The sequence below is a fragment of the Bacillus sp. B.PNR1 genome, assembly GCF_030386235.1.
Lineage (GTDB): Bacteria > Bacillota > Bacilli > Bacillales > Bacillaceae > Bacillus > Bacillus stercoris.
Genome location: NZ_JANYMN010000001.1, coordinates 1402123 through 1428674, shown reverse-complemented (window position 1 = coordinate 1428674; position 26552 = coordinate 1402123). Strand labels below are relative to the sequence as shown.

Sequence of the window (26552 nt, the reverse complement as noted above, 5' to 3'; positions counted from 1 at the left end):
CTTAAGTTGAAATGAGAGGGGAAAGGACATGAAGCATTTAACGACGATGAGTGAACTCAGCACTGAGGAAATCAAAGATTTGCTTCAAACAGCACAAGACCTCAAAAACGGAAAAACAGACAATCAGCTTACAGGAAAGTTTGCCGCAAACCTGTTTTTCGAACCGAGCACGAGAACGCGGTTCAGCTTTGAGGTCGCAGAAAAAAAGCTGGGCATGAATGTGCTCAACCTTGATGGAACAAGCACAAGCGTGCAAAAAGGCGAAACCTTATATGACACGATCCGGACGCTTGAATCAATCGGTGTGGACGTCTGCGTCATCAGGCACAGTGAGGATGAGTATTATGAAAAGCTTGTCAGCCAGGTGAACATTCCGATTCTGAATGCGGGAGACGGATGCGGCCAGCATCCGACACAATCACTGCTTGATTTAATGACGATTTATGAAGAGTTCAATACGTTCAAAGGGCTTACCGTCTCCATTCACGGCGACATCAAGCATAGCAGAGTGGCAAGGTCAAATGCGGAAGTGTTGACAAGATTGGGTGCCCGGGTCCTATTTTCCGGCCCTTCGGAATGGCAGGATGAAGAAAATACATTCGGCACGTATGTCTCAATGGATGAAGCGGTTGAGTCTTCCGATGTTGTCATGCTGCTGCGCATTCAAAATGAACGACATCAGTCCGCTGTCAGCCAGGAAGGCTATTTAAACAAATACGGCTTGACCGTAGAACGGGCTGAGCGTATGAAGCGGCATGCGATCATCATGCATCCTGCTCCGGTAAACAGAGGAGTGGAGATTGATGACAGCTTAGTAGAAAGCGAAAAATCAAGAATCTTCAAGCAAATGCAAAATGGCGTATTTATCAGAATGGCAGTGATACAGCGTGCCTTACAAACCAATGTGAAAAGAGGAGAAGCAGCGTATGTCATATCTCATTAAAAACGGCTGGATACTAAACGAAAATGGTGAAAAAACAGAAGCGGATATCCGAGTGACTGGAGAAACCATCACCGCAATCGGCAAGCTTGATGCAACGGATAATGAAACGGTAATTGATGCAAAAGGTTTGCTCGTTTCACCTGGGTTTGTTGATCTCCACGTGCATTTCAGAGAGCCGGGCGGAGAGAAAAAAGAAACTATTGAAACCGGGGCAAAAGCAGCGGCACGCGGCGGCTATACTACAGTAGCAGCAATGCCGAATACGCGGCCGGTTCCTGATACAAAGGAGCAGATGGAATGGGTGCAAAACAGAATTAAAGAAACATCATGCGTAAGAGTTCTTCCATATGCATCCATTACGATCAGACAAATCGGCGATGAAATGACAAACTTTGAAGCGTTAAAAGAAGCCGGGGCATTTGCTTTTACAGATGACGGCGTTGGTATACAGACAGCAGGAATGATGTATGAAGCGATGAAACGGGCAGCCGCAATTGACAAAGCGATTGTTGCACATTGCGAGGACAACTCCTTAATTTACGGAGGGAGCGTACATGAGGGGACATTCTCCAAAGCGAACGGGCTAAACGGCATTCCTTCTGTGTGTGAATCGGTTCATATTGCCCGCGATGTGCTGCTGGCTGAGGCGGCAAACTGCCATTATCATGTATGCCATATCAGCACGAAAGAATCTGTCAGAGTTGTACGCGATGCGAAAAAAGCGGGAATCAGAGTGACAGCAGAAGTGTCGCCGCATCATTTGCTGCTTTGTGATGAGGACATCCCGGGGCTGGACACAAACTATAAAATGAATCCGCCGCTCCGCAGTGCAGAAGACAGAGCTGCTTTAATTGAAGGTCTTTTAGACGGAACAATTGATTTTATCGCAACAGACCATGCACCGCATACGGAAGAAGAGAAAAACACAGAAATGAAACTGGCGCCATTCGGAATTGTCGGCTTAGAAACAGCATTCCCGCTTCTTTACACACACTTTGTCAAAAATGGCAGCTGGTCGCTGAAGCAGTTGATTGACTACATGACAATCAAGCCATGCGAAGCGTTCGGTCTCCCATATGGAACATTACAAACGGGGCAAGCTGCGGACATTACGTTAATCGATTTAGAAAAAGAAGCAGTTATAGACAAAGAGACATTTTTATCAAAAGGAAAAAATACACCATTCAACGGCATCAGCTGCACCGGCTGGCCGGTCGCTACAATTGCGGCAGGGAAGCTTGCTTATGAAGAGGGGAGACTTGTCAAATGAAGAGACGATTAGTACTGGAAAACGGAGCGGTATTCGAGGGAGAAGCCTTCGGAAGCTTAGAACACAACATGGGAGAAGTCGTTTTTAATACTGGGATGACAGGCTATCAGGAAATTTTATCTGACCCTTCTTACTGCGGGCAGATCGTAACATTGACATACCCGCTTATCGGAAATTACGGCATTAACCGTGATGATTTTGAATCCATTACCCCTTTTGTCAAAGGGCTGATCATCAAGGAATTATGTGAACTGCCTTCCAACTGGCGTTCAGCATACACATTAGACGAGTACCTAAAAATGAAAAACATTCCCGGACTCCAGGGGATTGATACAAGGAAGCTGACAAGAATGATCCGCACGGCAGGCGCGCTAAAAGGAACATTCGCTTCATCTGATGAAGACATCGAAGCTGTGCTGAAAAGACTGAACGAAACGGAATTGCCAAGAAATCAAGTATCACAAGTATCAGCCAAAACAGCATATCCGAGCCCGGGAAGAGGCAAACGCATTGTCTTGGTTGACTTCGGCATGAAGCACGGGATTCTAAGGGAGCTGAACAAACGGAAATGTGACGTCATCGTTGTGCCTTACAACATTACAGCAGAAGAAGTGCTTCAGCTGAAACCGGACGGCATCATGCTTTCTAACGGACCTGGAGACCCGAAGGATGTGCCTGAAGCGATTGAAATGATTAAAGGTGTTCTCGGAAAAGTGCCTTTATTCGGAATATGTCTCGGCCACCAATTATTCGCGCTGACGTGCGGGGCGAATACTGAAAAAATGAAATTCGGCCACAGAGGTTCAAACCACCCGGTAAAAGAGCTGGCTACAGGGAAAGTTGCCTTAACATCTCAAAACCATGGTTATACAGTTTCATCTATCAGTGAAACAGAACTTGAAGTGACGCATATCGCAATCAACGACGATACGATTGAAGGGCTGAAGCATAAAACATTGCCGGCATTTACGGTTCAATATCATCCCGAAGCCTCACCTGGTCCTGAGGATGCTAACCATCTATTTGACAGATTCATCGAAATGATCGAAACAACAGAGAAAGAAGGGGAAGCGGTATGCCAAAACGCGTAGACATTAACAAAATTTTAGTAATCGGATCTGGGCCGATCATCATCGGACAAGCAGCAGAATTTGATTATGCGGGAACGCAAGCCTGTCTTGCTTTGAAAGAAGAAGGCTATGAAGTCATCCTTGTCAACTCAAACCCTGCCACGATCATGACAGATACAGAAATGGCTGATCGGGTTTACATCGAACCGCTCACACCTGAATTCCTGACACGAATCATCAGAAAAGAGCGCCCAGATGCCATTCTTCCTACGCTCGGAGGCCAAACCGGTTTGAATCTTGCGGTTGAGCTTTCTGAAAGAGGCGTTTTGGCAGAATGCGGCGTCGAAGTGCTTGGCACGAAACTGTCTGCGATTCAGCAAGCTGAAGACCGTGACTTGTTCAGAACATTAATGAATGAACTGAATGAACCGGTGCCTGAAAGTGAGATTATCCATTCCCTCGAAGAAGCGGAAAAATTCGTCAGCCAAATTGGATTCCCTGTCATTGTCCGTCCGGCATATACATTAGGCGGAACAGGCGGAGGCATCTGCTCGAATGAAACAGAGCTAAAAGAAATTGTTGAGAACGGCTTGAAATTAAGCCCGGTACACCAATGTCTGCTTGAAAAGAGCATTGCCGGCTATAAAGAAATCGAGTATGAAGTCATGAGAGACAGCCAGGATCACGCCATTGTTGTTTGTAACATGGAAAACATTGATCCGGTTGGAATCCATACTGGAGACAGTATTGTTGTCGCGCCGAGCCAAACGCTCAGCGATCGCGAATATCAGCTCCTGCGGAATGTATCGTTAAAACTGATTCGCGCGCTTGGAATCGAAGGCGGATGTAACGTCCAGCTCGCCTTAGATCCAGACAGCTTCCAATATTACATCATTGAAGTAAATCCGCGTGTCAGCCGTTCATCTGCCCTTGCATCAAAAGCAACGGGATACCCGATAGCAAAGCTCGCTGCTAAAATTGCAGTCGGCCTTTCATTAGATGAAATGATGAACCCGGTAACAGGAAAAACATATGCAGCATTTGAACCTGCTCTTGACTATGTCGTATCCAAAATTCCGCGCTGGCCGTTTGATAAATTTGAATCAGCAAACAGAAAGCTCGGCACGCAAATGAAAGCGACTGGTGAGGTCATGGCGATCGGCCGCACGCTTGAAGAGTCATTGCTGAAGGCTGTGCGTTCACTGGAAGCTGATGTGTATCATCTTGAATTGAAGGACGCCGCTGACATTTCAGATGAACTTCTTGAAAAGCGAATTAAAAAGGCCGGTGATGAACGCTTATTCTACCTAGCTGAAGCGTACAGAAGAGGTTACACGGTAGAAGACCTTCATGAATTTTCCGCTATCGATGTCTTCTTCTTGCATAAGCTGTTCGGAATCGTACAGTTTGAAAAAGAATTGAAGGCGAATGTGGGCGATACAGATGTGCTGAGACGGGCAAAAGAACTCGGCTTCTCTGATCAGTACATCAGCCGCGAGTGGAAAATGAAAGAATCCGATCTATACAACTTGAGAAAACAAGCGGGGATTGCGCCGGTATTCAAGATGGTAGATACGTGCGCGGCGGAATTTGAGTCGGAAACACCTTACTTCTATAGCACATATGAAGAAGAAAATGAATCTGTCGTTACAGATAAGAAAAGTGTGATGGTGCTTGGTTCGGGTCCGATTCGAATCGGTCAGGGTGTCGAGTTCGACTATGCGACTGTTCACTCTGTATGGGCAATTAAACAAGCAGGCTATGAAGCCATTATTGTCAATAACAACCCGGAAACCGTTTCAACAGACTTCAGCATCTCAGACAAGCTGTATTTTGAACCGCTTACGATTGAAGATGTTATGCACATCATTGACCTCGAACAGCCGATGGGCGTTGTCGTACAATTTGGCGGACAAACTGCGATCAACCTTGCTGATGAGCTTTCTGCACGCGGAGTGAAAATCCTTGGAACTTCATTAGAAGATTTAGACCGTGCGGAAGACCGGGATAAATTTGAACAAGCGCTTGGAGAACTTGGTGTTCCGCAGCCGCTTGGCAAAACAGCGACATCAGTTGATCAGGCAGTAAGCATCGCGAGCGATATCGGTTACCCGGTATTGGTGCGCCCTTCCTATGTACTTGGCGGCCGGGCGATGGAGATTGTGTATCATGAAGAAGAGCTGCTTCATTACATGAAAAACGCAGTCAAAATCAATCCGCAGCACCCTGTATTAATTGACAGATATTTGACTGGGAAAGAAATTGAAGTTGATGCAGTATCTGACGGTGAAACAGTCGTCATTCCGGGAATTATGGAGCACATTGAACGTGCGGGCGTTCACTCCGGAGACTCGATCGCTGTTTATCCGCCTCAATCGCTCACTGAGGACATTAAGAAAAAAATTGAACAATACACGATCGCACTTGCTAAAGGGCTGAACATTGTCGGTTTGCTCAATATTCAATTCGTCTTATCACAAGGCGAGGTGTACGTGCTCGAAGTGAACCCGAGATCAAGCAGAACCGTACCGTTCTTAAGCAAAATTACGGGTATCCCAATGGCGAATCTCGCAACAAAAATCATTCTCGGTCAAAAGCTGGCTGCGTTTGGCTATACAGAGGGCCTTCAGCCTGAGCAGCAAGGTGTATTTGTAAAAGCGCCGGTCTTCTCCTTCGCCAAGCTGAGAAGAGTTGACATTACGTTAGGGCCTGAAATGAAATCAACAGGTGAAGTCATGGGGAAAGATTCGACCCTTGAAAAGGCGCTCTATAAAGCCTTGATTGCTTCAGGTATTCAAATCCCGAACTACGGTTCCGTGCTTTTAACAGTAGCTGATAAGGACAAAGAAGAAGGGCTTGCCATTGCTAAGCGGTTCCACGCGATTGGCTACAACATTTTAGCGACGGAAGGAACGGCAGGCTACCTGAAAGAAGCTTCTATTCCAGCGAAGGTTGTCGGAAAAATCGGCCAGGATGGTCCGAACCTGCTTGATGTCATCAGAAACGGTGAAGCACAGTTTGTCATCAATACGCTGACAAAAGGAAAGCAGCCGGCAAGAGACGGATTTAGAATCAGACGTGAATCAGTAGAAAATGGTGTTGCCTGCTTAACATCATTAGATACGGCAGAGGCGATATTGCGAGTGCTGGAAAGCATGACATTCCGCGCTGATCAAATGCCGGCAGTCAACACAAATCAGGAGGCGGCAGTCACTATATGAAAAAAGCGTATTTGACAGTATGTTCTAACCAGCAAATTGCAGACCGGGTGTATCAAATGGTTCTGAAAGGGGAGCTTGTCCAAGGGTTTACAACCCCGGGGCAGTTCCTTCATCTTAAAGTGAGCGAAGCGGTCACGCCTCTTTTGAGGAGGCCAATCAGCATCGCCGACGTCAATTTTGAAAAAAGTGAAGTCACCATCATTTATCGAGTAGATGGGGAAGGTACAAGGCTATTGTCTCTGAAACAGCAGGGAGAGCTTGTGGATGTCCTCGGGCCTTTGGGAAATGGCTTTCCTGTCAATGAAGTCCAACCCGGAAAGACGGCTTTGCTGGTAGGAGGCGGTGTAGGTGTGCCGCCTCTCCAAGAGCTGTCGAAACGCTTGATTGAAAAAGGGGTAAATGTCATCCACGTTTTAGGATTCCAATCGGCCAAGGATGTTTTTTACGAGAAAGAATGCCGGCAGTATGGAGACACGTTTGTGGCAACAGCTGACGGAAGCTACGGGGAAACCGGATTTGTCACAGATGTGATTAAACGGAAACATCTAGAGTTTGATATCCTTCTCAGCTGCGGGCCGACACCGATGCTCAAGGCGCTAAAACAGGAATATGCCCATAAAGAAGTATATTTGTCCATGGAGGAACGAATGGGCTGCGGAATCGGCGCATGCTTCGCGTGTGTGTGCCATACAAACGAAAGTGAGACATCCTATGTAAAAGTATGTCTCGACGGGCCTGTATTTAAAGCTCAGGAGGTGGCGCTGTAATGCTCAAGGTGAAATTGCCGGGACTTGATTTGAAAAATCCAATCATTCCTGCATCAGGCTGCTTCGGTTTTGGAAAAGAATTTTCACGTTTTTATGATTTGTCTTGTCTTGGAGCCATCATGATTAAGGCTACGACAAAGGAGCCCCGCTTCGGGAATCCGACGCCGCGGGTAGCTGAGACTGGTGCTGGAATGCTTAATGCGATCGGTCTCCAAAATCCGGGGCTGGATAGCGTTTTGCATCATGAGCTGCCGTGGCTTGAGCAGTTTGATACGCCGATCATTGCCAATGTCGCAGGTTCTCAAGTCGAGGATTATGTTGAAGTCGCAGAGTGTATCAGCAAAGCGCCTAATGTTCATGCACTTGAATTGAATATTTCCTGCCCGAATGTGAAAACAGGCGGAATCGCTTTTGGCACGAACCCTGAAATGGCTGCCGATTTGACAAAAGCGGTGAAAGAGGTTTCAAATGTACCCGTTTATGTGAAGCTTTCCCCGAACGTGGCTAATATCACAGAGATTGCATTAGCGATCGAGGAAGCGGGAGCGGACGGCCTTACGATGATCAACACACTAATCGGCATGAGACTCGATTTAAAAACCGGCAAACCGATATTAGCGAATAAAACAGGAGGACTTTCCGGCCCTGCTGTGAAGCCGGTTGCCATTCGCATGGTGTATGAAGTCAGCCAGGCGGTCAACATCCCGATTATCGGAATGGGAGGCGTGCAGTCGGCCGAAGATGCCCTGGAATTTCTTCTCGCTGGAGCAAGCGCGGTCGCTGTCGGAACAGCAAACTTTGTGAATCCTTTTGCGTGTCCAGAGATTATTGAACAGCTTCCATCTGTTTTGCGCCAATACGGCTATCAATCAATTGAAGAATGCATCGGAAGGAGCTGGAATCATGAAAAACAACCTGCCCATCATCGCGCTTGATTTTGCATCAGCTGAAGAAACACTTGCGTTCTTAACGCCTTTTCAGCAAGAACCGTTATTTGTAAAGGTTGGAATGGAGCTTTTTTACCAAGAAGGGCCATCTATCGTGAAACAGCTAAAAGAAAGAAACTGCGAGCTGTTTTTGGATCTAAAGCTTCATGACATTCCCACCACTGTAAACAAGGCGATGAAGCGTCTTGCCAGTCTCGGCGTAGACCTCGTCAATGTTCATGCGGCCGGGGGCAAAAAAATGATGCAAGCAGCTCTTGAAGGCTTAGAAGAAGGTACGCCGGCGGGGAAAAAACGCCCGTCACTTATTGCGGTAACCCAGCTGACAAGCACATCTGAACAAATCATGAAGGATGAACTGCTGATCGAAAAGCCTCTGATCGATACGGTTGTGCACTACAGCAAACAGGCGGAAGAAAGCGGACTGGATGGAGTGGTCTGCTCTGTTCATGAAGCAAAAGCCATTTACCAAGCAGTGTCGCCTTCATTTCTGACTGTCACTCCAGGGATCAGAATGTCAGATGACGCTGCGAATGACCAAGTCCGCGTGGCGACACCTGCAATTGCAAGAGAAAAAGGTTCATCAGCGATTGTAGTAGGACGCTCGATTACAAAAGCGGAAGATCCGGTAAAAGCCTATAAGGCTGTCAGACTTGAATGGGAGGGAATCAAATCTTGAAACAAATCATCGCAAAACATCTATTAGACATCCAAGCAGTATTTTTACGTCCGAACGAGCCGTTCACATGGGCAAGCGGCATTTTATCACCAATCTACTGTGACAACCGCCTTACGCTATCTTTCCCAGAGGTCAGAAATGATGTCGCCTCAGGCATCAGCAAGCTTGTCAAAGAGCATTTTCCCGAAGCTGAAATGATAGCAGGAACAGCAACTGCGGGTATTCCTCATGCTGCTCTGGCGGCTGACCGTTTGAATCTTCCGATGTGTTATGTGAGGAGCAAGCCGAAAGCGCACGGAAAAGGCAATCAGATTGAGGGAGCTGTGCAGAAAGGGCAAAAAACGGTCGTTATTGAAGACTTAATCTCCACAGGAGGCAGCGTGCTTGAAGCTTGTGCAGCCTTACAAGCGGCCGGCTGTGAGGTGCTTGGTGTCGTCTCAATCTTTACGTACGGACTTCCCAAAGCAGAAGAAGCCTTCGCAAAGGCAGAACTGCCATACTACTCATTAACTGATTACGATACGCTCACAGAGGTCGCACTTGAGAACGGAAATATTCATTCAGATGATCTAAAAAAGCTGAAAACATGGAAACGAAATCCCGAGTCAAAAGATTGGTTTAAAAAATAAAAAATAAATTCCAACAATGTAAAGAGGCTTCAAAGCCTTGCTGTACTTAAAAACAGGCCATGAGGCCTGTTTTTTTATTAATCCTATAAAAAAAGTCGGGTTGACTTATGTTAGAATTGTGCTAAAATTTACTACAAATCTGAAAAACTTATCAAGAGCGGCTGAGGGACTGGACCTATGAAGCCCGGCAACCTGCATAGTTTGTAAGGTGCTACTTCTAGCAAAATGAATTCCATTTTGAAAGATAAGGGCTACATGCTGTTCCTGTCTTTCTTTCCGCCGGATTGAAAGTTTTTTATTTTAAGAGGCAAAAAGGCTGTTTGAAATCACCAGCCAAGAATCATATTACAATTGGGAAAAGACAACCGGCAGGAAGCTACTGTTTGTTTGTCTCCGAAAGGAGGAAAGAAGAAATGTTAACGTATGATAATTGGGAAGAACCAACGATTACATTTCCGGAAGACGATCCTTATAAAGGAGCGCTGTCAGTTTTAAAGTGGGCATACGGCCATTACGGCAACCAGCTTGTTTATGCCTGCAGTTTCGGAATTGAGGGAATCGTTTTGATTGACTTAATTTATAAAGTGAAAAAAGACGCAGAGATTGTGTTTCTTGATACAGGACTTCATTTTAAAGAGACCTATGAAACAATTGAACGAGTGAAAGAGCGTTATCCAGGTCTTAATATCATCCTGAAAAAACCAGACCTCACCCTTGAGGAACAAGCCGAGGAATATGGTGACAAGCTGTGGGAAAGAGAGCCGAATCAGTGCTGCTACCTTAGAAAGGTCGTTCCTTTAAGAGAGGCGCTTTCAGGACATCCAGCCTGGCTTTCCGGTCTGCGCCGTGATCAAGGGCCAAGCCGTGCCAATACGAATTTCTTAAACAAAGATGAAAAATTCAAGTCAGTAAAAGTTTGCCCGCTTATCCATTGGACTTGGAAAGACATTTGGAGATACACATCACGGAATGAACTGGACTACAATCCGCTTCATGACCAAGGATACCCAAGTATTGGCTGTGCGCCTTGCACTGCTCCCGCTTTTACCGCAGAGGATCTGCGTTCAGGCAGATGGAATGGTATGGCGAAAACAGAATGCGGACTGCATGAATAAGGAGCTGCAAAATGGAACTAGCCGCTATTTTATTTAGCTTGTTTTTCGCGATGAATATTGGTGCAAGCGGCGCTGCAGCTTCGATGGGAGTTGCTTACGGCTCTGGAGCCATCAAAAAGAAAACCTACGCTTTGATCCTATGCGCAGTCGGTGTCTTGGCCGGGGCGGTCATTGGCGGAGGCGAGGTCGTAAAAACAATCAGCTCTGGCATTATCCCAGAACAGACGATTACACTGACGATTGTTTGCATCATTATTGGAGCTGCTGCGCTGTCGCTCTTTACGGCTAATCTGCTCGGCATTCCTTTATCGACAAGTGAAGTGACGGTCGGCGCGGTTGTCGGCGTGGGAGTGGCTTATAAAGTATTGTTTGTGAATAATCTTCTGATCATTGTGACATTTTGGGTTTTTGTCCCGCTGTTCGCTTTTGGCTTCACCTATTTCGTATCTAAGCTTTTTCGTTATTTTAAGATTGAAGTGAAATCTTCTAAACAGCAAAAAATCCTCGGCATTGTTTTGTTAGTTGCCGGATTTTTCGAAGCATTCTCTGCCGGCATGAATAATGTGGCGAATGCCGTTGGCCCGTTAGTGGCTGCCGGTGTGCTTGATGTCGTAAAAGGGACCTTGTACGGAGGAGCTTTTGTTGCGCTCGGCGCACTGTTATTAGGCCGGCGTGTATTAGAAACAAACGGGAAGAAAATTACGAGATTTTCAAAAGGAGAAGGCATTCTCTTATCTGGCACAGGAGCGGGACTGGTAATAATCAGTTCTGTATTTGGGATGCCGGTGCCCTTGGCGCAAGTCACGTCATCGTCTATTATCGGCATAGGCATGGCAAAAAACGGTCCGAACGTGTTCCATAAACAAGTTGTTCAAACGATGCTGAAGGTATGGATCGTATCGCCGTTTTTATCTTTATCGATTTCTTATCTGCTTGTATCCTTGTTTTTAAAAGCGGATTATTATTCGATCTTTATCATGGTAAGTGTGCTTTTAGCGGCGGGCGGTGCCGTCAGCCTGACAAAGGCCATTCGTAAAGAGAGACGCTCAGTCCACGAACAAGGCGGGGGAATCTGAACATTAATCTGAGTAATTTTATAAGTTAACTAGGAGGAGATGGATGTTATGAGCTTAGCACCACATGGAGGAACATTAGTAAATAGAGTAGATGAATCATATGATGTGAGCAGCATTCAAAAAGAAATTGAACTTGATTTAATTTCTTTCGCGGATTTGGAATTGATCGGTATCGGTGCATACAGCCCGATTGAAGGTTTCTTTAATGAAAAAGATTACGAATCTGTTGTCGAAAACATGCGTCTTTCTTCCGGCGTTGTCTGGTCTCTTCCAATCACACTTCCGGTCGATGCGCAAAAAGCAGCGGAACTGTCAGTTGGCGAAACGGTAAAGTTAACGTATGAAGGAGACACATACGGCGTTATCCAAATCGAAGACCTGTATGTGCCTGACAAACAAAAAGAAGCTATCAATGTGTACAAAACGGATGAGCAGGAGCATCCGGGTGTTAAAAAACTGTTCAGCCGCGGCAATACATATGTCGGCGGACCGATCACGTTGATTAAAAAAGCTTCAAAACAGTTCCCTGAGTTTACTTTTGAACCGGCAGAAACAAGACGCCAGTTTGCTGAAAAAGGCTGGGAAACGATTGTCGGCTTCCAAACAAGAAACCCTGTTCACAGAGCGCATGAATACATTCAAAAAACGGCTCTTGAAACAGTAGACGGCTTGTTCTTGAATCCGTTAGTAGGTGAAACAAAATCCGATGACATCCCAGCTGATGTACGGATGGAAAGCTACCAAGTTCTTCTTGATCATTATTACCCGAAAGATCGCGTGTTCCTTGGTGTCTTTTTGGCGGCGATGCGTTATGCAGGCCCGAGAGAAGCCATTTTCCACGCGCTTGTCAGAAAGAACTACGGATGCACACATTTCATCGTTGGCCGTGATCATGCAGGTGTAGGTGACTATTACGGAACATACGAAGCACAGGAGCTGTTTGACACATTCAAACCTGAAGAACTCGGGATTACACCGCTGAAATTCGAGCACAGCTTCTTCTGTAAAAAATGCGGAAATATGGGGACAGCGAAAACATGCCCTCATGGCAGAGAGCATCACGTCATTTTATCAGGCACTAAGGTAAGAGGTATGCTGAGAGACGGTGTGCTGCCTCCTGCCGAATTCAGCCGAAAAGAAGTCGTAGAAGTGTTAATCAAAGGGATGAAGAAAAAAGAAGAAGTAGGCGTATCTTAAGGAGGACTGGCAGTGACAAATCGCGATATTGTATGGCATGAAGCCTCTATCACAAAAGAAGAGTACCAACAAAAAAACAAGCATAAAAGCTCCATTCTCTGGCTGACAGGGTTAAGCGGCTCAGGCAAATCAACCATTGCCAACGCCGCTGCGAGAGAATTATTTGAGCAAGGCTACCAAGTCATTGTGCTGGACGGGGATAATATCCGTCACGGCTTAAATAAGGATCTCGGTTTTTCTGATGAAGACCGGAAAGAAAACATCCGCCGAATTGGAGAGGTGGCAAAACTTTTTGTTCAGCAGGGAACCATTGTCATTACTGCTTTTATCTCTCCTTTCCGCGAGGACAGACAGCAGGTTCGCGAGCTTGTGGAAACTGGCGAATTCAATGAAGTATACATTAAATGCGACCTTGATATTTGTGAACAAAGGGATCCGAAAGGGCTCTACAAAAAAGCAAGAAACGGAGAGATTCCGTTTTTTACAGGAATTGATTCTCCTTATGAAGAACCGGAAGCGCCAGAGCTCGTTCTTGATTCAGGACAGCATGATCGTGAAGCGTGTAAAAATCAGCTGATCGAGTTTGTCAAACAAAAATTGAGCTGAATATGATCTGCTGCGTTCTTCTCAGATGCCGGAATGCAAGCGAGAACAACATCACAAGTGAATGTTCTGGAAGAACTCGAATAGATCGGGGGAAATACGATGGGAAAAGTATATATTGTAGGAGCGGGTCCCGGTGATCCTGATCTGCTGACGATTAAAGCGCTGAAAGCCATTGAAAAAGCTGATGTTATCTTATATGACAGATTAGTAAATAAAGAGATTTTACAATATGCCAAAGAGCAAGCAGACCTGATCTACTGCGGGAAGCTTCCAGATTTTCATACGATGAAGCAGGAAACCATCAATCGATTTCTTGTGAAGTATGCGCAAAAAGGGAAAATAGTTGTCAGACTGAAAGGCGGGGACCCTTTTGTGTTCGGCAGGGGAGGGGAAGAAGCGGAATGCCTCTCTGAAAATGGCATACCGTTTGAAATCATCCCCGGCATTACGTCAGGAATCGCGGCAGCTGCTTATGCCGGGATTCCTGTTACTCATCGGGATGCGGGCTCTAACGTCGCATTTGTAACGGGTCATTATAAAAGTGATGAAGATTTTGAGGAAAAGTGGAAAGCGCTGGCTACAGGAATTGATACACTTGTCATCTATATGGGTATCAAAAACGTGCAGCAGATTGAAAGAAAACTCCTTGAAAACGGCCGGGACGGTTCTACGCCGGCAGCCTTTATTCATTGGGGAACAACGGACAAGCAAAAATCTGTTTTTTGTACAGTTGACACCCTTTCAGAAACGGTGATAAAAGAAAACATTACAAATCCGAGTTTAATTGTCATTGGAAATGTTGTAAATTATCACTATAAGCTGGAATGGTTTGAATCTGAACTGAAAAAACAAGATTTAAGCGAGGCGTTGTAAAATGAAACAAGCGATTTTATATGTCGGCCACGGCAGCCGGGTCAAAAAAGCTCAGCAAGAAGCCGCAGCCTTTTTGGAAGGGTGTAAGGCACACATCTCTGTGCCAGTACAAGAAATCAGCTTTTTAGAGCTTCAGGAGCCGACAATTGAGACAGGATTTGAAGCATGTGTGAAGCAAGGCGCCACTCATATCGCAGTGGTGCCTCTGCTTCTTTTAACAGCTGCGCATGCAAAACATGATATTCCGGAAGAAATTGCGCGTGCTGCATCCCGATTTCCGTCAGTCCATATTTCATACGGAAAGCCGATCGGGATTGACGAAGAAGTAGTCAAGGCTGTATATCATCGAATGAAAGACATTGGTGTTCCGTATGAAAATGCCAGAGTGGTGCTCATCGGAAGGGGAAGTTCAGATCCAGATGTCAAAAGAGACGTGACTGGTATTGCTCATCTTCTTCAGGAAATGGTTCCAGTCAAGGAAGTCATTCCGTGCTTTTTGACAGCATGCGGCCCGAATTACAAAGAGGTTTTTTCAGAACTTGAAAAAGATGACGGCACAACAACCTTTATCGTTCCGTATTTGCTCTTTACGGGTATGCTGATGAATGAAATTGAACGAGAGGTTCAGACATTAAAAGCTCATAATCCGAATGTCTATCTTTCTTCTTATATCGGTTTCCACCCTCATGTGAAAAGCGCATTTTTAAACCGTGTGAAAGAAACTGCGGCAAATCCTGAGGGACAATTTGATTTTGATGGAGGTTCATATGCTTCCGCTGCACATTAGCCTGGAAAAGAAGAAGGTTGTCATTGCGGGGGGCGGCAGCATCGCTCTCAGAAGACTGAAAACGGTGATTTCTGAAGGAGCAGATATAACGCTTGTCAGTCCGGATGTTGAACCGGAAATCAAGCAAATGGCAGAAGATCAACGCATCAAATGGAAAAAACGGACGATCGAAAAAGAAGATTATCTCAATGCTTTTTTCATTATTGCCGCGACGGATGATGCGGCAGTGAACAAAGAAATTGCCCAATCCGCTTCGCCTTTTCAGCTTGTCAATTGTGTCAGTGACGCTGAGCTTGGCAATGTATATATGCCGAAAATCGTAAAAAGAGGGTATGTCACGGTGTCCGTTTCTACAAGCGGAGCCAGTCCAAAGCACACAAAAGAGCTTGCTGAAAACATGGATAAGCTGATTGACGGCGAATTTGTTGCTGAAGTGGATAGGCTTTATCAAGTGAGAAGAAAGAAATAAGCCAGAGCATAATAATGCTCTGGCTTTTCTTTATGCGGCTCAGCTTTTTTTCAGCTTGATGACAGTATCAGCATCTGGCGTGACAAAGACGGTATGCTGGCTGTCATAGGTGACGAAACCGGGTTTCGCGCCGTTCGGTTTTTTGACATGCCTGATTTTTGTATAATCTACAGGCACGGAGCTTGAATCTTTAGCTTTTGAAAAATAAGCTGCAATTGTCGCGGCTTCAATGATTGTTTGCTCATCCGGTTCGCTACTTCTGATCACAACGTGGGAGCCAGGAATGTCCTTCGTGTGAAGCCAAATATCATCTCTGGCAGCCGCTCTTGTCGTTAAATATTCATTTTGGCGATTATTCTTACCCACTAAAATTGTCAGTCCTGAGGAGGATTCGTATGTTTCTAACACCGGGTTGTGCGTTTTTTGCTTTTTCTGGCCTTTTTGCTGCTTAGGGCGTAAATATTTGCCCTCCACAAGCTCTTCCCTGATTTCACTGATATCCCGGGGAGAAGCGGAGGAAAGCTGCTGAATCAGCTGATCGAAGTATTCGATCTCTTCCTGTGCCAGCCTGATTTGCTCCTCTACAACCGCGACCGAATTTTTCGCTTTCTGATACTTCGTGAAGTAGGCCTGGGCGTTTTCAGAAGGTGTTTTGTTCGGGTTTAAAGGAATCGTGATCGTCGGGCTTTCTTCATCATAATAGTTGATGACCTCAGCCTGTTTATCACCTTTTTTCAGCATATATAAATTAGCAGTTAAAAGCTCCCCGTAAAGCTGGAATTCCTTCGCATTTTCCGAATACTCCAGTGTTTTCTCTAATTTTTTGATTTTGTTGGCATTTTTCTTCCGTTCGTTGACAACAAACCGCTCAAGATCTTGAGCCTGCTGTTTGACCCGATCTCGTTCAGCTTTTCCGAAATAAAAACGGTCGAGCAGGTCGCTTAATGAATCAAAACGGCGCGCTTCGCCTTTTAGATGAGTCAGCTCCAGCAGATAAAAATATTCCTTTCCGTTTACAGTCGTAATGTTGGGAATGAAACGGTGCTCTTTTACTTCGGCAAACAGTGCCAGCAACGCTTTTGGCAGTGTGACTTTGTTGGTGAGGCCAGCTCTGTGAACCGCTTCTTTGGCGAAAAGCGGAGACACCCCTGAAAAGTGGTCGACAATTTGTTTATCAAGCCGTCCTTCTTGAAAACTGAGGTGACGCAAAATATCATCTTCTGACGCCTCAAGCGGTGATATTTTGTCCTGGGCAGGCGGAAGCTTATAATCTTGGCCGGGCAGTACTGTACGGTAGCTGTTCATTGACGGCGATAAATGCTTAAGTCCGTCGATGATCACATTTTCTGCAGCGTCGGTCAAAATAATATTGCTGTGGCGGCCCATAATTTCTACATAAAGCTTTCGCACGGTTTCATCGCCAATTTCGTTTCGGCTTTTGATATGAAAAATCATAATGCGGTCTAAGCCCGCTTGTTCGATTTTCTCAATGAATCCGCCTTCGATATGCTTTCTCAGCAGCATGCAAAACATTGGTGGTTCGCTTGGATTTTCATAAGTTTGTGTCGTGATATGCACCCGTGAATAGCTCGGATGTGCCGATAATAATAGTTTTTGGTTTTTTCCCTTGGCACGGATGTGGAAAATCACATCGTGCTTATATGGCTGGTGGACTTTTGTAATTCGTCCGCCCATTATTTTCTCGTTAAGTTCGTGTGTCATTCCGTATGTAAACATGCCATCAAACGACATATGCAATACACCCTCTCATTCTTCCTGCATTCGATAATTATAGCATGAAATGGGACGAGTCAGAATAAGCATGCTTATAGAGTGATATCTCTATAAGAGAGCAGGGGAGTGGACGAGCGGAATGAAGTTTCATGAAATGGGACAAACAGATTTACTAGAGGCAACCAATACGTCCATGAAACAAGGATTAACAGAAAAAGAAGTGAAAAAACGCCTTGACAAGCATGGGCCAAACGAGCTGCAAGAAGGGAAAAAAACGTCAGCGCTTCTCTTGTTTTTCGCGCAGTTCAAAGATTTTATGGTGCTTGTGCTTCTGGCGGCAACGTTAATCTCAGGATTTCTTGGTGAATATGTAGATGCGGTTGCGATTATTGCGATTGTGTTTGTGAATGGCATACTCGGTTTCTTTCAAGAAAGGCGAGCTGAGCAATCTCTTCAAGCTTTAAAAGAGCTTTCAACACCGCATGTCATGGCACTCAGGGAAGGAAGCTGGACAAAGATTCCTTCTAAGGAACTTGTGCCGGGGGATATTGTGAAATTTACAAGCGGGGACAGGATTGGCGCGGACGTTCGAATTGTTGAAGCGAGAAGCCTTGAAATAGAAGAATCAGCGCTGACCGGGGAATCAATTCCGGTTGTGAAGCACGCTGATAAACTGAAAAAACCGGATGTTTCACTTGGCGATATTACCAATATGGCATTTATGGGAACGATTGTGACCCGCGGCAGCGGTGTCGGGGTTGTCGTCGGGACAGGGATGAATACAGCAATGGGGAAAATTGCCGACATGCTTGAATCGGCAGGGACGCTGTCAACCCCGCTGCAAAGAAGACTGGAGCAGCTTGGGAAGATTTTGATTGTTGTTGCATTGCTTCTGACCGTTCTTGTTGTTGCTGTCGGTGTTATTCAGGGGCATGATCTGTACAGCATGTTTTTAGCGGGTGTCTCATTAGCGGTAGCCGCCATTCCAGAGGGACTGCCGGCGATTGTCACAGTGGCGCTGTCGCTTGGTGTACAGCGGATGATTAAACAAAAATCCATTGTTAGAAAGCTTCCTGCTGTTGAAACGCTTGGGTGTGCGTCTATCATTTGTTCAGATAAAACAGGGACAATGACCCAAAACAAAATGACGGTGACACATGTGTGGTCCGGAGGGAAAACATGGAGAGTGACAGGGGCCGGGTATGAACCGAAAGGAAGCTTCACACTGAACGAAAAAGAGGTCAGTATCAATGAACATAAGCCGCTTCAGCAGATGCTTCTGTTCGGGGCGCTCTGTAACAACTCCAATATTGAGAAAAGAGACGGAGAATATGTGCTTGACGGAGATCCGACAGAGGGGGCGCTGCTCACCGCGGCAAGAAAAGGCGGTTTTTCAAAGGAGTTTGTTGAAGCAAACTACAGGGTGATTGAAGAATTTCCTTTTGATTCTGCACGGAAAATGATGACTGTCATCGTAGAGGATCAGGACAGAAAGCGCTATATCATTACAAAAGGTGCACCGGATGTACTGATGCAGCGATCTTCCCGTATTTATTATGACGGCTCAGCCGCTCTTTTTTCAAATGAAAGAAGAGCAGAAACAGAGGCGGTATTAAGACATTTGGCATCTCAGGCGCTCAGAACGATAGCGGTCGCCTACAGGCCGATAAGAGCAGGCGAAACACCGTCAATGGAGCAGGCGGAAAAAGATCTGACGATGCTCGGCCTTTCAGGTATCATTGACCCGCCGCGGCCGGAAGTCAGACAGGCGATTAAAGAATGCCGTGAAGCGGGAATTAAGACCGTCATGATTACAGGTGATCATGTGGAGACCGCTAAAGCGATAGCGAAAGATCTGCGCCTCCTTCCGAAAAGCGGAAAAATTATGGATGGGAAAATGCTGAATGAACTTTCTCAAGAAGAGCTTTCTAATGTAGTGGAGGATGTGTATGTATTTGCCCGCGTTTCTCCTGAGCATAAGCTGAAAATCGTAAAAGCCTATCAGGAGAACGGGCATATCGTGGCGATGACGGGAGACGGCGTCAATGATGCCCCTGCCATTAAACAAGCTGATATCGGCGTCTCTATGGGCATTACCGGGACAGATGTGGCTAAAGAAGCGTCATCTCTTGTGCTCGTGGATGATAATTTTGCGACGATTAAATCAGCGATAAAAGAAGGCAGGAACATCTACGAAAATATCAGAAAGTTTATTAGATACCTGTTAGCTTCTAATGTCGGGGAAATCCTTGTCATGCTGTTTGCGATGCTGCTCGCTCTTCCTTTGCCGCTCGTTCCGATTCAGATTTTGTGGGTCAACTTGGTGACGGACGGATTGCCGGCAATGGCGCTCGGCATGGATCAGCCGGAAGGAGACGTAATGAAGCGCAAGCCCCGTCATCCGAAAGAAGGGGTATTTGCCCGCAAGCTAGGGTGGAAGGTCGTCTCCAGAGGATTTTTAATCGGAGCTGCCACTATTTTAGCGTTTATCATTGTGTACCACCGCAATCCAGAAAATTTGGCTTATGCCCAGACGATCGCATTTGCAACATTGGTGCTGGCTCAGCTTATTCACGTTTTTGACTGTCGAAGCGAGACTTCTGTTTTCTCCAGAAATCCGTTTCAAAACCTGTATTTAATCGGTGCGGTATTGTCATCCATTTTGCTGATGCTTGTCGTGATCTACTATCCGCCGCTTCAGCCGATTTTCCATACCGTAGCCATCACTCCGGGAGACTGGATGCTCGTCATCGGTATGTCCGCCATCCCTACTTTTTTACTGGCGGGGTCACTTTTAACAAGAAAAAAATAAATCCATATGATATAATCTTAGGGGTAATAGCATGTCTATTGCCCTTTTATTATGAGAACAGGGAAGAATTGGGTGTTTTAAAATGATACGAAGTATGACAGGCTTCGGCAGTGCAAGCAAAACACAAGATGATCTCTCTGTAAGCGTAGAACTTAAATCTGTGAACTACAGATTTAAAGAAGTGAACGCTCGTTTGCCAAGGCCTTTGCTATATTTTGAAGATAAGCTGAAACAGACCATTCTGCAGCATATCCAGCGCGGAAGAATTGAGCTTTTCGTATCTGTTGACAGTGATATGCTTGTTGAGAAAAAGCTTGAGATTGATTGGCCGCTGCTCGATGAGTTTGTCGCAGCTGCGAGAGATATGAAGAAGCGGTATCAATTGTCTGCTGAGCCCGATGTGATGGATTTCTTTAAGCTTGATCACGTCGTCCAGGTTCATGAAGAACAGACGCAAAATGACAAGCTGGAGGCATTGATCACCGATGCTGCAGAGGAAGCGGTAAAAGGCCTCTGTGAAATGCGTGAAAAAGAGGGGCTGCTCTTAGCGAAAGACTGCCTGATGCATATTGATCAGCTTGAAGAGCTGGTGAGAGAAACTGAATTGCTTGCTGCAGATGTCGTATCTCGTTACCGGGAACGGCTGTACGCCAGAATCAAAGAATGGACTGAAGATGTATTAGACGAGAGCCGGCTTGTAACAGAATGCGCTATTTTTGCAGACCGCTCTGATATTACTGAAGAGATTACCAGGCTGAAGAGCCACTTCGCCCAGTTTCGTGATATATTAGCTAGTGGCGGAGCTGTCGGGCGCAAACTCGACTTTCTCGTTCAGGAGCTCAATCGGGAAGCAAATACGATCGGCTCAAAAGCAAATGATCATCAGATCACAAAGCTTGTCGTTGAAATGAAAAGTTCTATTGAAAAAATAAAAGAACAAGTGCAAAATATAGAATAGTGACTGTGCGTATTGTTTACAGACGGTCTTACTAGGCTAAACTAGAGACGTCTATTTTACAGGGGGAACGTAGAAGATGACGATTAAACTGATTAATATCGGATTTGGCAATATAATCTCCGCCAATCGGATGATTTCGATTGTCAGCCCGGAGTCTGCGCCAATCAAACGGATGATCCAGGATGCAAGAGACCGCGGAATGCTAATTGACGCTACATACGGACGAAGAACCCGTGCAGTTGTCGTCATGGATAGTGATCACATTATCTTATCTGCCGTCCAGCCTGAGACAGTTGCACACAGACTTTCTGTTAAAGAAGAAATTATGGATGAAGGGCAGGGGTAATTGCCGCATGAAAGAAAGAGGGTTATTAATCGTTCTCTCAGGTCCCTCAGGAGTTGGTAAAGGAACGGTTCGGCAAGCGATTTTTTCGCAGGAAGACACAAAATTTGAATATTCGATTTCAGTAACCACTAGAAGTCCAAGAGAGGGCGAAGTGAACGGAGTCGATTATTTTTTCAAAACAAGAGACGAATTCGAGCAAATGATTGCGGACAACAAGCTGCTTGAATGGGCAGAGTATGTCGGCAATTATTACGGCACGCCTGTCGATTATGTTGAACAGACACTTCAAGATGGAAAAGACGTCTTTTTAGAAATTGAAGTCCAAGGGGCTCTTCAAGTGAGAAATGCTTTCCCGGAAGGCCTGTTTATTTTCCTTGCGCCTCCAAGCCTTTCTGAACTGAAGAACAGAATCGTGACACGAGGCACAGAAACAGACGCTCTGATTGAAAATCGAATGAAAGCCGCAAAAGCTGAGATTGAAATGATGGATGCTTATGATTATGTCGTTGAAAACGATAATGTCGAAACGGCTTGCGATAAAATCAAAGCAATCGTTCTTGCTGAACATTTGAAGCGTGAACGTGTTGCACCAAGATATAAGAAAATGCTGGAGGTTGAATAATCAATGTTAGATCCGTCAATTGATTCTTTAATGAATAAATTAGATTCCAAATACACGCTCGTGACTGTTTCTGCGAGACGTGCCCGTGAAATGCAAATCAAAAAAGACCAAATGATTGAACATACGATTTCACACAAATATGTAGGCAAAGCTTTAGAAGAAATTGATGCAGGCCTGCTTTCGTTTGAAAAGGAAGACCGCGAATAGTAGCACAAGTAGCAACCTATATCATGTAGGTTGTTATTTTTTTCCGTGCGGTTTTGTAAAGTGCAGAGGGGGAGAATTCATTGCTTAACAATCGAAATGTGTTACTTTGCGTGAGCGGAGGCATCGCTGTTTATAAAGCCTGTGCGTTAACGAGCAAGCTGGTTCAGGCAGGAGCAAATGTGAAAGTGATTATGACTGAATCAGCTTGCCGATTCGTTTCACCGCTGACATTTCAGGCATTGAGCCGCCACGAAGTCTATACAGATACATTTAAAGAACAAAATCCAAGCGTCATTTCCCATATTGACGCCGCAGACTGGGCCGACTTGATTATCGTGGCGCCGGCTACGGCTAATGTGATTGGAAAACTGGCTAACGGCATCGCTGATGATATGCTGACAACAACATTGTTGGCAGCGACGGCTCCCGTTTGGATCGCGCCGGCGATGAACGTTCATATGTATGACCACCCGGCAGTCAAACGAAATATTTCTGTGCTGTATCAGGACGGTTATCGTTTTATTGAGCCGAGTGAGGGCTATTTAGCATGCGGTTACGTCGGAAAAGGCAGATTGGAAGAGCCGGAAAACATCGTAAAACTGGCCGAAAAACATTTTGCTGATGAAACATCCGCCCCTTTAGAGGGCAAACGTGTGGTCATTACAGCCGGCCCAACACGGGAAGCGGTTGATCCTGTCCGGTTTTTCACCAATAAATCAACGGGCAAAATGGGCTACGCATTAGCGGAGGCTGCAGTCCGGCTTGGTGCACGGGTAACTTTAATTTCTGGGCCTGTTTCACTTGATCAGCCCAAAGGACTTGCTCAGTTTATTCCTGTTCAATCGGCTGCGGATATGCACGAAGCTGTGCTCTCCGTGTATGAAGCAAGCGATATTGTCATCAAAACAGCTGCGGTAGCCGATTTTACGCCAAAAACAGTATTTGACCATAAAATGAAAAAACAAGACGGCGGTATGAGCTTAGAACTGAAAAGAACGGTCGATATTTTGAAAGATTTGGGCGAGAAAAAGAAAGAGCAGATTTTAGTCGGATTTGCCGCTGAAACACAAGACATTGAACACTATGCACGTAAAAAGCTCGCTGCCAAAAATCTTGATATGATTGTGGCAAATGATGTGAAAGCAAATGGGGCCGGTTTTGGTGCTGATACGAATATCGTGACAATCTTTTTCAAAGACGGGCATAAGCGCGAACTTCCGATCATGTCTAAGCTCGATGTTTCGTTTGAAATTCTTCAGGAGATCGCAGCCCTCTCAAAACAAACCGGAGAAAGAACATGAATTTTGCAGAGGTCATCGTGGATGTCAGCACCAAAAATATAGACAGGCCTTTTGATTACAAAATCCCAGACCATCTCAAGGGCATGATCAAAACGGGGATGCGGGTCATTGTTCCGTTTGGCCCCCGTAAGATTCAGGGGTTTGTAACAGCAGTCAAAGAAGCATCTGACCTATCGGGGAAATCTGTCAAGGAAGTAGAGGATTTATTAGATCTTACACCTGTTCTGACAGAGGAGCTTATGGATCTGTCATCATGGCTGTCCGACAAAACGCTGTCTTTTAAAATAACGGCACTTCAAGCAATGCTGCCTGCCGCATTAAAGGCAAAATATGAAAAAGAATTAAAAATTGCAAACGGAGCTGAGCTTCCGCCGCAAGTGGAGCGGCTGTTTTCTGAAACAAAGACGCTGCTGTATTCAGATATACCCGATCATAATACGTTGAAACTGATTCAAAAGCATGTTCAAAAAGGGAGCATAGACGTAACCTATAAAGTCGCGCAAAAAACAAATAAAAAAATGGTGAGGCATATTCAGGCAAATGTGAGTAAAGAAGAGCTTGCTAAGCAGGCTGAGGGATTGTCCCGTCAAGCAGCCAAGCAGCAGGCGATTCTTCACTTTTTCATCTCTGAGCCAGAAGGTGTGAAAATCCCTGCGGCGGACTTGTGCAAAAGAACGGACGCGAGCTCTGCGACCATCAAAACCCTTATCCAAAAAGAGCTTTTGAGGGAAAGCTATGAAGAGGTCTACAGAGATCCCTATCAGGATAAAATGTTCAAAAAAACAGAGCCGCTGCCACTGACAGACGAACAGAGAGCTGCCTTTGAGCCCATACGCGAGACATTGGACAAGGATGAGCATAAAGTGTTCCTCCTTCACGGCGTGACAGGCAGCGGAAAAACGGAAATTTATCTGCAATCAATTGAAAAAGTACTGGCGAAAGGAAAAGAAGCCATCGTCCTCGTACCGGAAATATCGCTGACGCCGCAAATGGTCAATCGCTTTAAGGGCCGCTTCGGCTCCAAGGTGGCAGTCATGCACAGCGGTTTATCCACAGGGGAAAAATATGACGAGTGGCGTAAAATCCACCGGAAGGAAGTACGGCTTGTCGTCGGTGCCAGATCCGCAATTTTTGCTCCGTTTGAAAATCTCGGAATGATTATCATCGATGAAGAGCACGAGTCTTCTTATAAACAGGAAGAAATGCCGCGCTATCACGCGAAAGAGGTGGCAATCAAGCGTGCTGAGCATCACAGCTGCCCGGTTGTATTAGGGAGTGCTACGCCGACATTAGAGTCATATGCACGGGCGCAAAAGGGCGTGTACGAGCTTCTCTCACTGAAGCACCGCGTTAACCATCAAGTGATGCCTGAGGTTTCGCTTGTCGATATGAGAGAGGAGCTTCGAAGCGGCAATCGCTCGATGTTTTCTGTTGAATTGATGGAAAAGCTTGAAGAAACGATTGCCAAGGGTGAGCAGGCGGTGCTGTTTTTAAATAAAAGAGGCTATTCTTCCTTTGTGATGTGCAGAGATTGCGGCTATGTCCCGCAATGTCCGCACTGCGACATTTCCATGACGTATCATCGTTACGGCCAAAGGCTGAAATGTCATTATTGCGGACATGAAGAGCCTGTTCCGCATACTTGTCCTGAATGCGCAAGCGAGCATATCCGCTTTTTCGGAACGGGAACACAGCGAGTGGAGGAAGAGCTGACAAAAGTGCTGCCAAATGCGAGAGTGATTCGGATGGATGTTGACACGACATCAAGGAAAGGCGCCCATGAAAAACTACTGTCAGCTTTCGGAGAAGGAAAAGCGGATATTCTTCTCGGAACGCAAATGATCGCGAAAGGGCTTGATTTTCCGAATGTCACGCTTGTCGGAGTGTTAAGTGCCGATACAACACTTCATATTCCTGATTTCAGATCGGCTGAAAAAACATTTCAGCTGTTAACCCAAGTCAGCGGCCGGGCAGGCAGGCATGAAAAGCCCGGCCATGTCACCATTCAAACGTATACACCGTCTCACTACAGTATCCAGCTGACGAAAACGCATGATTATGAAACGTTCTATCAGCATGAAATGGCGCACAGGAGAGAGCAATCCTATCCGCCCTACTACTTTTTGGCTCTTGTGACGGTTTCTCATGAGGAAGTGGCGAAAGCAGCGGTTACAGCTGAAAAAATCGCTCATTTTTTGAAAGCAAACTGCGGAGCTGACACGAAAATTCTCGGGCCAAGCGCGTCGCCGATAGCCAGGATCAAAGATAGATATCGCTATCAATGCGTGATAAAATACAAACAGGAAACCCAGTTATCCGCTTTATTGAAGAAGATACTGGAACATTATAAACGCGAAATTGAACAAAAGCATGTAATGATTTCAATTGATATGAATCCTTATATGATGATGTAAGATCTCACGTCTTGGAGGGTAACAAATTGGCAGTAAAAAAGGTCGTCACACATCCGGCGGAGGTTTTGGAAACACCGACGGAAAGCGTGACTGTTTTTGATAAAAAGCTAAGAAAACTGCTTGATGATATGTACGACACCATGCTTGAAATGGATGGAGTCGGACTGGCAGCGCCGCAAATCGGCATCTTAAAAAGAGTGGCTGTCGTAGATATCGGGGATGACAGAGGCAGAATTGATCTCGTTAATCCTGAAATTTTAGAGAAAAGCGGTGAGCAAACCGGAATTGAAGGATGCCTGAGCTTTCCTGGCGTCTATGGTGATGTCACACGTGCTGATTATGTCAAAGTGCGTGCGTTTAACCGTCAGGGAAAACCGTTCATTCTGGAAGCGCGAGGCTTTTTGGCGAGAGCTGTGCAGCACGAGATGGACCACTTAGACGGTGTGCTGTTTACATCTAAAATCAGTAAATACTATACAGAAGATGAACTAGCGGATATGGAAGGATGATTT

Annotated in this window: 24 protein-coding genes and 1 riboswitch; of the genes, 23 read left to right on the top strand and 1 reads right to left on the bottom strand. The window is 45.6% G+C overall.

The window, feature by feature from the left end; all coding sequences use genetic code 11:
* Nucleotides 1-28 precede the first annotated feature (28 nt).
* The 15 genes from NZD81_RS07325 to sirC all read left to right on the top strand — a co-directional run bounded on the left by NZD81_RS07325 (nucleotide 29) and on the right by sirC (nucleotide 15646).
* Nucleotides 29-943: an aspartate carbamoyltransferase catalytic subunit gene (locus NZD81_RS07325; RefSeq protein WP_174223248.1), complete on the top strand. Its 915-nt coding sequence runs from the start codon at nucleotides 29-31 to the stop codon at nucleotides 941-943.
* Nucleotides 927-2213 carry a dihydroorotase gene (locus NZD81_RS07320; protein WP_003232117.1) on the top strand — a complete coding sequence of 429 codons (1287 nt, stop codon included), beginning with the start codon at nucleotides 927-929 and terminating at the stop codon, nucleotides 2211-2213. Before NZD81_RS07325 ends, NZD81_RS07320 begins: the two co-directional genes overlap by 17 nt.
* Entirely contained in the window at nucleotides 2210-3304 is a 1095-nt protein-coding gene (locus tag NZD81_RS07315) for a carbamoyl phosphate synthase small subunit (RefSeq protein WP_282374304.1), read from the top strand. The genes NZD81_RS07320 and NZD81_RS07315 overlap by 4 nt, the downstream gene beginning before the upstream one ends.
* Nucleotides 3289-6504, top strand: coding sequence for a carbamoyl-phosphate synthase (glutamine-hydrolyzing) large subunit (gene carB / locus NZD81_RS07310; RefSeq protein WP_040083206.1), 3216 nt, complete (start codon nucleotides 3289-3291; stop codon nucleotides 6502-6504). The genes NZD81_RS07315 and carB overlap by 16 nt, the downstream gene beginning before the upstream one ends.
* Nucleotides 6501-7271: a dihydroorotate oxidase B electron transfer subunit gene (gene pyrK, locus NZD81_RS07305; RefSeq protein ID WP_095431274.1), complete on the top strand. Its 771-nt coding sequence runs from the start codon at nucleotides 6501-6503 to the stop codon at nucleotides 7269-7271. The genes carB and pyrK overlap by 4 nt, the downstream gene beginning before the upstream one ends.
* The gene (locus NZD81_RS07300; RefSeq protein ID WP_148343040.1) at nucleotides 7271-8206 is read left to right on the top strand and encodes a dihydroorotate dehydrogenase; all 936 of its coding nucleotides are present in this window, start codon (nucleotides 7271-7273) and stop codon (nucleotides 8204-8206) included. The genes pyrK and NZD81_RS07300 overlap by 1 nt, the downstream gene beginning before the upstream one ends.
* Entirely contained in the window at nucleotides 8175-8894 is a 720-nt protein-coding gene (pyrF, locus tag NZD81_RS07295; protein WP_071580686.1) for an orotidine-5'-phosphate decarboxylase, read from the top strand. The genes NZD81_RS07300 and pyrF overlap by 32 nt, the downstream gene beginning before the upstream one ends.
* A complete protein-coding gene (gene pyrE / locus NZD81_RS07290; RefSeq protein ID WP_040083202.1) occupies nucleotides 8891-9523 on the top strand; it encodes an orotate phosphoribosyltransferase in 633 nt (210 codons plus the stop codon). Before pyrF ends, pyrE begins: the two co-directional genes overlap by 4 nt.
* 145 nt (nucleotides 9524-9668) lie before the next feature.
* Nucleotides 9669-9774: riboswitch (SAM riboswitch) on the top strand.
* Nucleotides 9775-9936: 162 nt separating this feature from the next.
* A complete protein-coding gene (locus NZD81_RS07285) occupies nucleotides 9937-10638 on the top strand; it encodes a phosphoadenylyl-sulfate reductase (RefSeq protein WP_003238646.1) in 702 nt (233 codons plus the stop codon).
* An 11-nt stretch (nucleotides 10639-10649) separates the two neighbouring features.
* The gene (cysP, locus tag NZD81_RS07280; RefSeq protein WP_040083201.1) at nucleotides 10650-11714 is read left to right on the top strand and encodes a sulfate permease; all 1065 of its coding nucleotides are present in this window, start codon (nucleotides 10650-10652) and stop codon (nucleotides 11712-11714) included.
* 48 nt (nucleotides 11715-11762) lie between these two features.
* Nucleotides 11763-12911, top strand: a complete 1149-nt coding sequence (sat, locus tag NZD81_RS07275; protein WP_103032040.1) for a sulfate adenylyltransferase — start codon at nucleotides 11763-11765, stop codon at nucleotides 12909-12911.
* A 12-nt stretch (nucleotides 12912-12923) separates the two neighbouring features.
* Nucleotides 12924-13517: an adenylyl-sulfate kinase gene (gene cysC, locus NZD81_RS07270; protein WP_071580688.1), complete on the top strand. Its 594-nt coding sequence runs from the start codon at nucleotides 12924-12926 to the stop codon at nucleotides 13515-13517.
* Nucleotides 13518-13616: 99 nt separating this feature from the next.
* Complete coding sequence (gene cobA / locus NZD81_RS07265) at nucleotides 13617-14390, top strand: uroporphyrinogen-III C-methyltransferase (RefSeq protein WP_014663921.1); 774 nt, start codon at nucleotides 13617-13619, stop codon at nucleotides 14388-14390.
* 1 nt (nucleotide 14391) lies between these two features.
* Entirely contained in the window at nucleotides 14392-15177 is a 786-nt protein-coding gene (gene sirB / locus NZD81_RS07260; RefSeq protein WP_040083199.1) for a sirohydrochlorin chelatase, read from the top strand.
* Nucleotides 15158-15646: a precorrin-2 dehydrogenase gene (gene sirC / locus NZD81_RS07255; protein ID WP_014663923.1), complete on the top strand. Its 489-nt coding sequence runs from the start codon at nucleotides 15158-15160 to the stop codon at nucleotides 15644-15646. Before sirB ends, sirC begins: the two co-directional genes overlap by 20 nt.
* Before the next feature lie 39 nt (nucleotides 15647-15685).
* Here the strand turns inward: sirC and rqcH are convergent, their stop codons facing one another.
* Nucleotides 15686-17398, bottom strand: coding sequence for a tRNA modification protein RqcH (gene rqcH, locus NZD81_RS07250; protein ID WP_282374305.1), 1713 nt, complete (start codon nucleotides 17396-17398; stop codon nucleotides 15686-15688).
* Nucleotides 17399-17519: 121 nt separating this feature from the next.
* Here rqcH and NZD81_RS07245 point away from each other — a divergent pair, with 121 nt between their 5' ends.
* The 8 genes from NZD81_RS07245 to def all read left to right on the top strand — a co-directional run bounded on the left by NZD81_RS07245 (nucleotide 17520) and on the right by def (nucleotide 26549).
* The gene (locus NZD81_RS07245; protein WP_014663925.1) at nucleotides 17520-20192 is read left to right on the top strand and encodes a calcium-translocating P-type ATPase, SERCA-type; all 2673 of its coding nucleotides are present in this window, start codon (nucleotides 17520-17522) and stop codon (nucleotides 20190-20192) included.
* An 82-nt stretch (nucleotides 20193-20274) separates the two neighbouring features.
* Nucleotides 20275-21150: a YicC/YloC family endoribonuclease gene (locus NZD81_RS07240; RefSeq protein WP_071576821.1), complete on the top strand. Its 876-nt coding sequence runs from the start codon at nucleotides 20275-20277 to the stop codon at nucleotides 21148-21150.
* Between the two features lie 76 nt (nucleotides 21151-21226).
* Nucleotides 21227-21496 carry an extracellular matrix/biofilm regulator RemA gene (gene remA, locus NZD81_RS07235; RefSeq protein WP_003154355.1) on the top strand — a complete coding sequence of 90 codons (270 nt, stop codon included), beginning with the start codon at nucleotides 21227-21229 and terminating at the stop codon, nucleotides 21494-21496.
* A 7-nt stretch (nucleotides 21497-21503) separates the two neighbouring features.
* Nucleotides 21504-22118, top strand: coding sequence for a guanylate kinase (gene gmk / locus NZD81_RS07230; RefSeq protein WP_003232083.1), 615 nt, complete (start codon nucleotides 21504-21506; stop codon nucleotides 22116-22118).
* 3 nt (nucleotides 22119-22121) lie between these two features.
* Entirely contained in the window at nucleotides 22122-22325 is a 204-nt protein-coding gene (rpoZ, locus tag NZD81_RS07225) for a DNA-directed RNA polymerase subunit omega (protein WP_003221520.1), read from the top strand.
* An 80-nt stretch (nucleotides 22326-22405) separates the two neighbouring features.
* Nucleotides 22406-23626, top strand: a complete 1221-nt coding sequence (gene coaBC / locus NZD81_RS07220; RefSeq protein ID WP_069149573.1) for a bifunctional phosphopantothenoylcysteine decarboxylase/phosphopantothenate--cysteine ligase CoaBC — start codon at nucleotides 22406-22408, stop codon at nucleotides 23624-23626.
* Nucleotides 23623-26040, top strand: coding sequence for a primosomal protein N' (gene priA / locus NZD81_RS07215; protein ID WP_134975542.1), 2418 nt, complete (start codon nucleotides 23623-23625; stop codon nucleotides 26038-26040). Before coaBC ends, priA begins: the two co-directional genes overlap by 4 nt.
* Nucleotides 26041-26066: 26 nt before the next feature.
* Nucleotides 26067-26549 carry a peptide deformylase gene (gene def, locus NZD81_RS07210; protein WP_040083192.1) on the top strand — a complete coding sequence of 161 codons (483 nt, stop codon included), beginning with the start codon at nucleotides 26067-26069 and terminating at the stop codon, nucleotides 26547-26549.
* The last annotated feature ends 3 nt before the right edge of the window (nucleotides 26550-26552 follow it).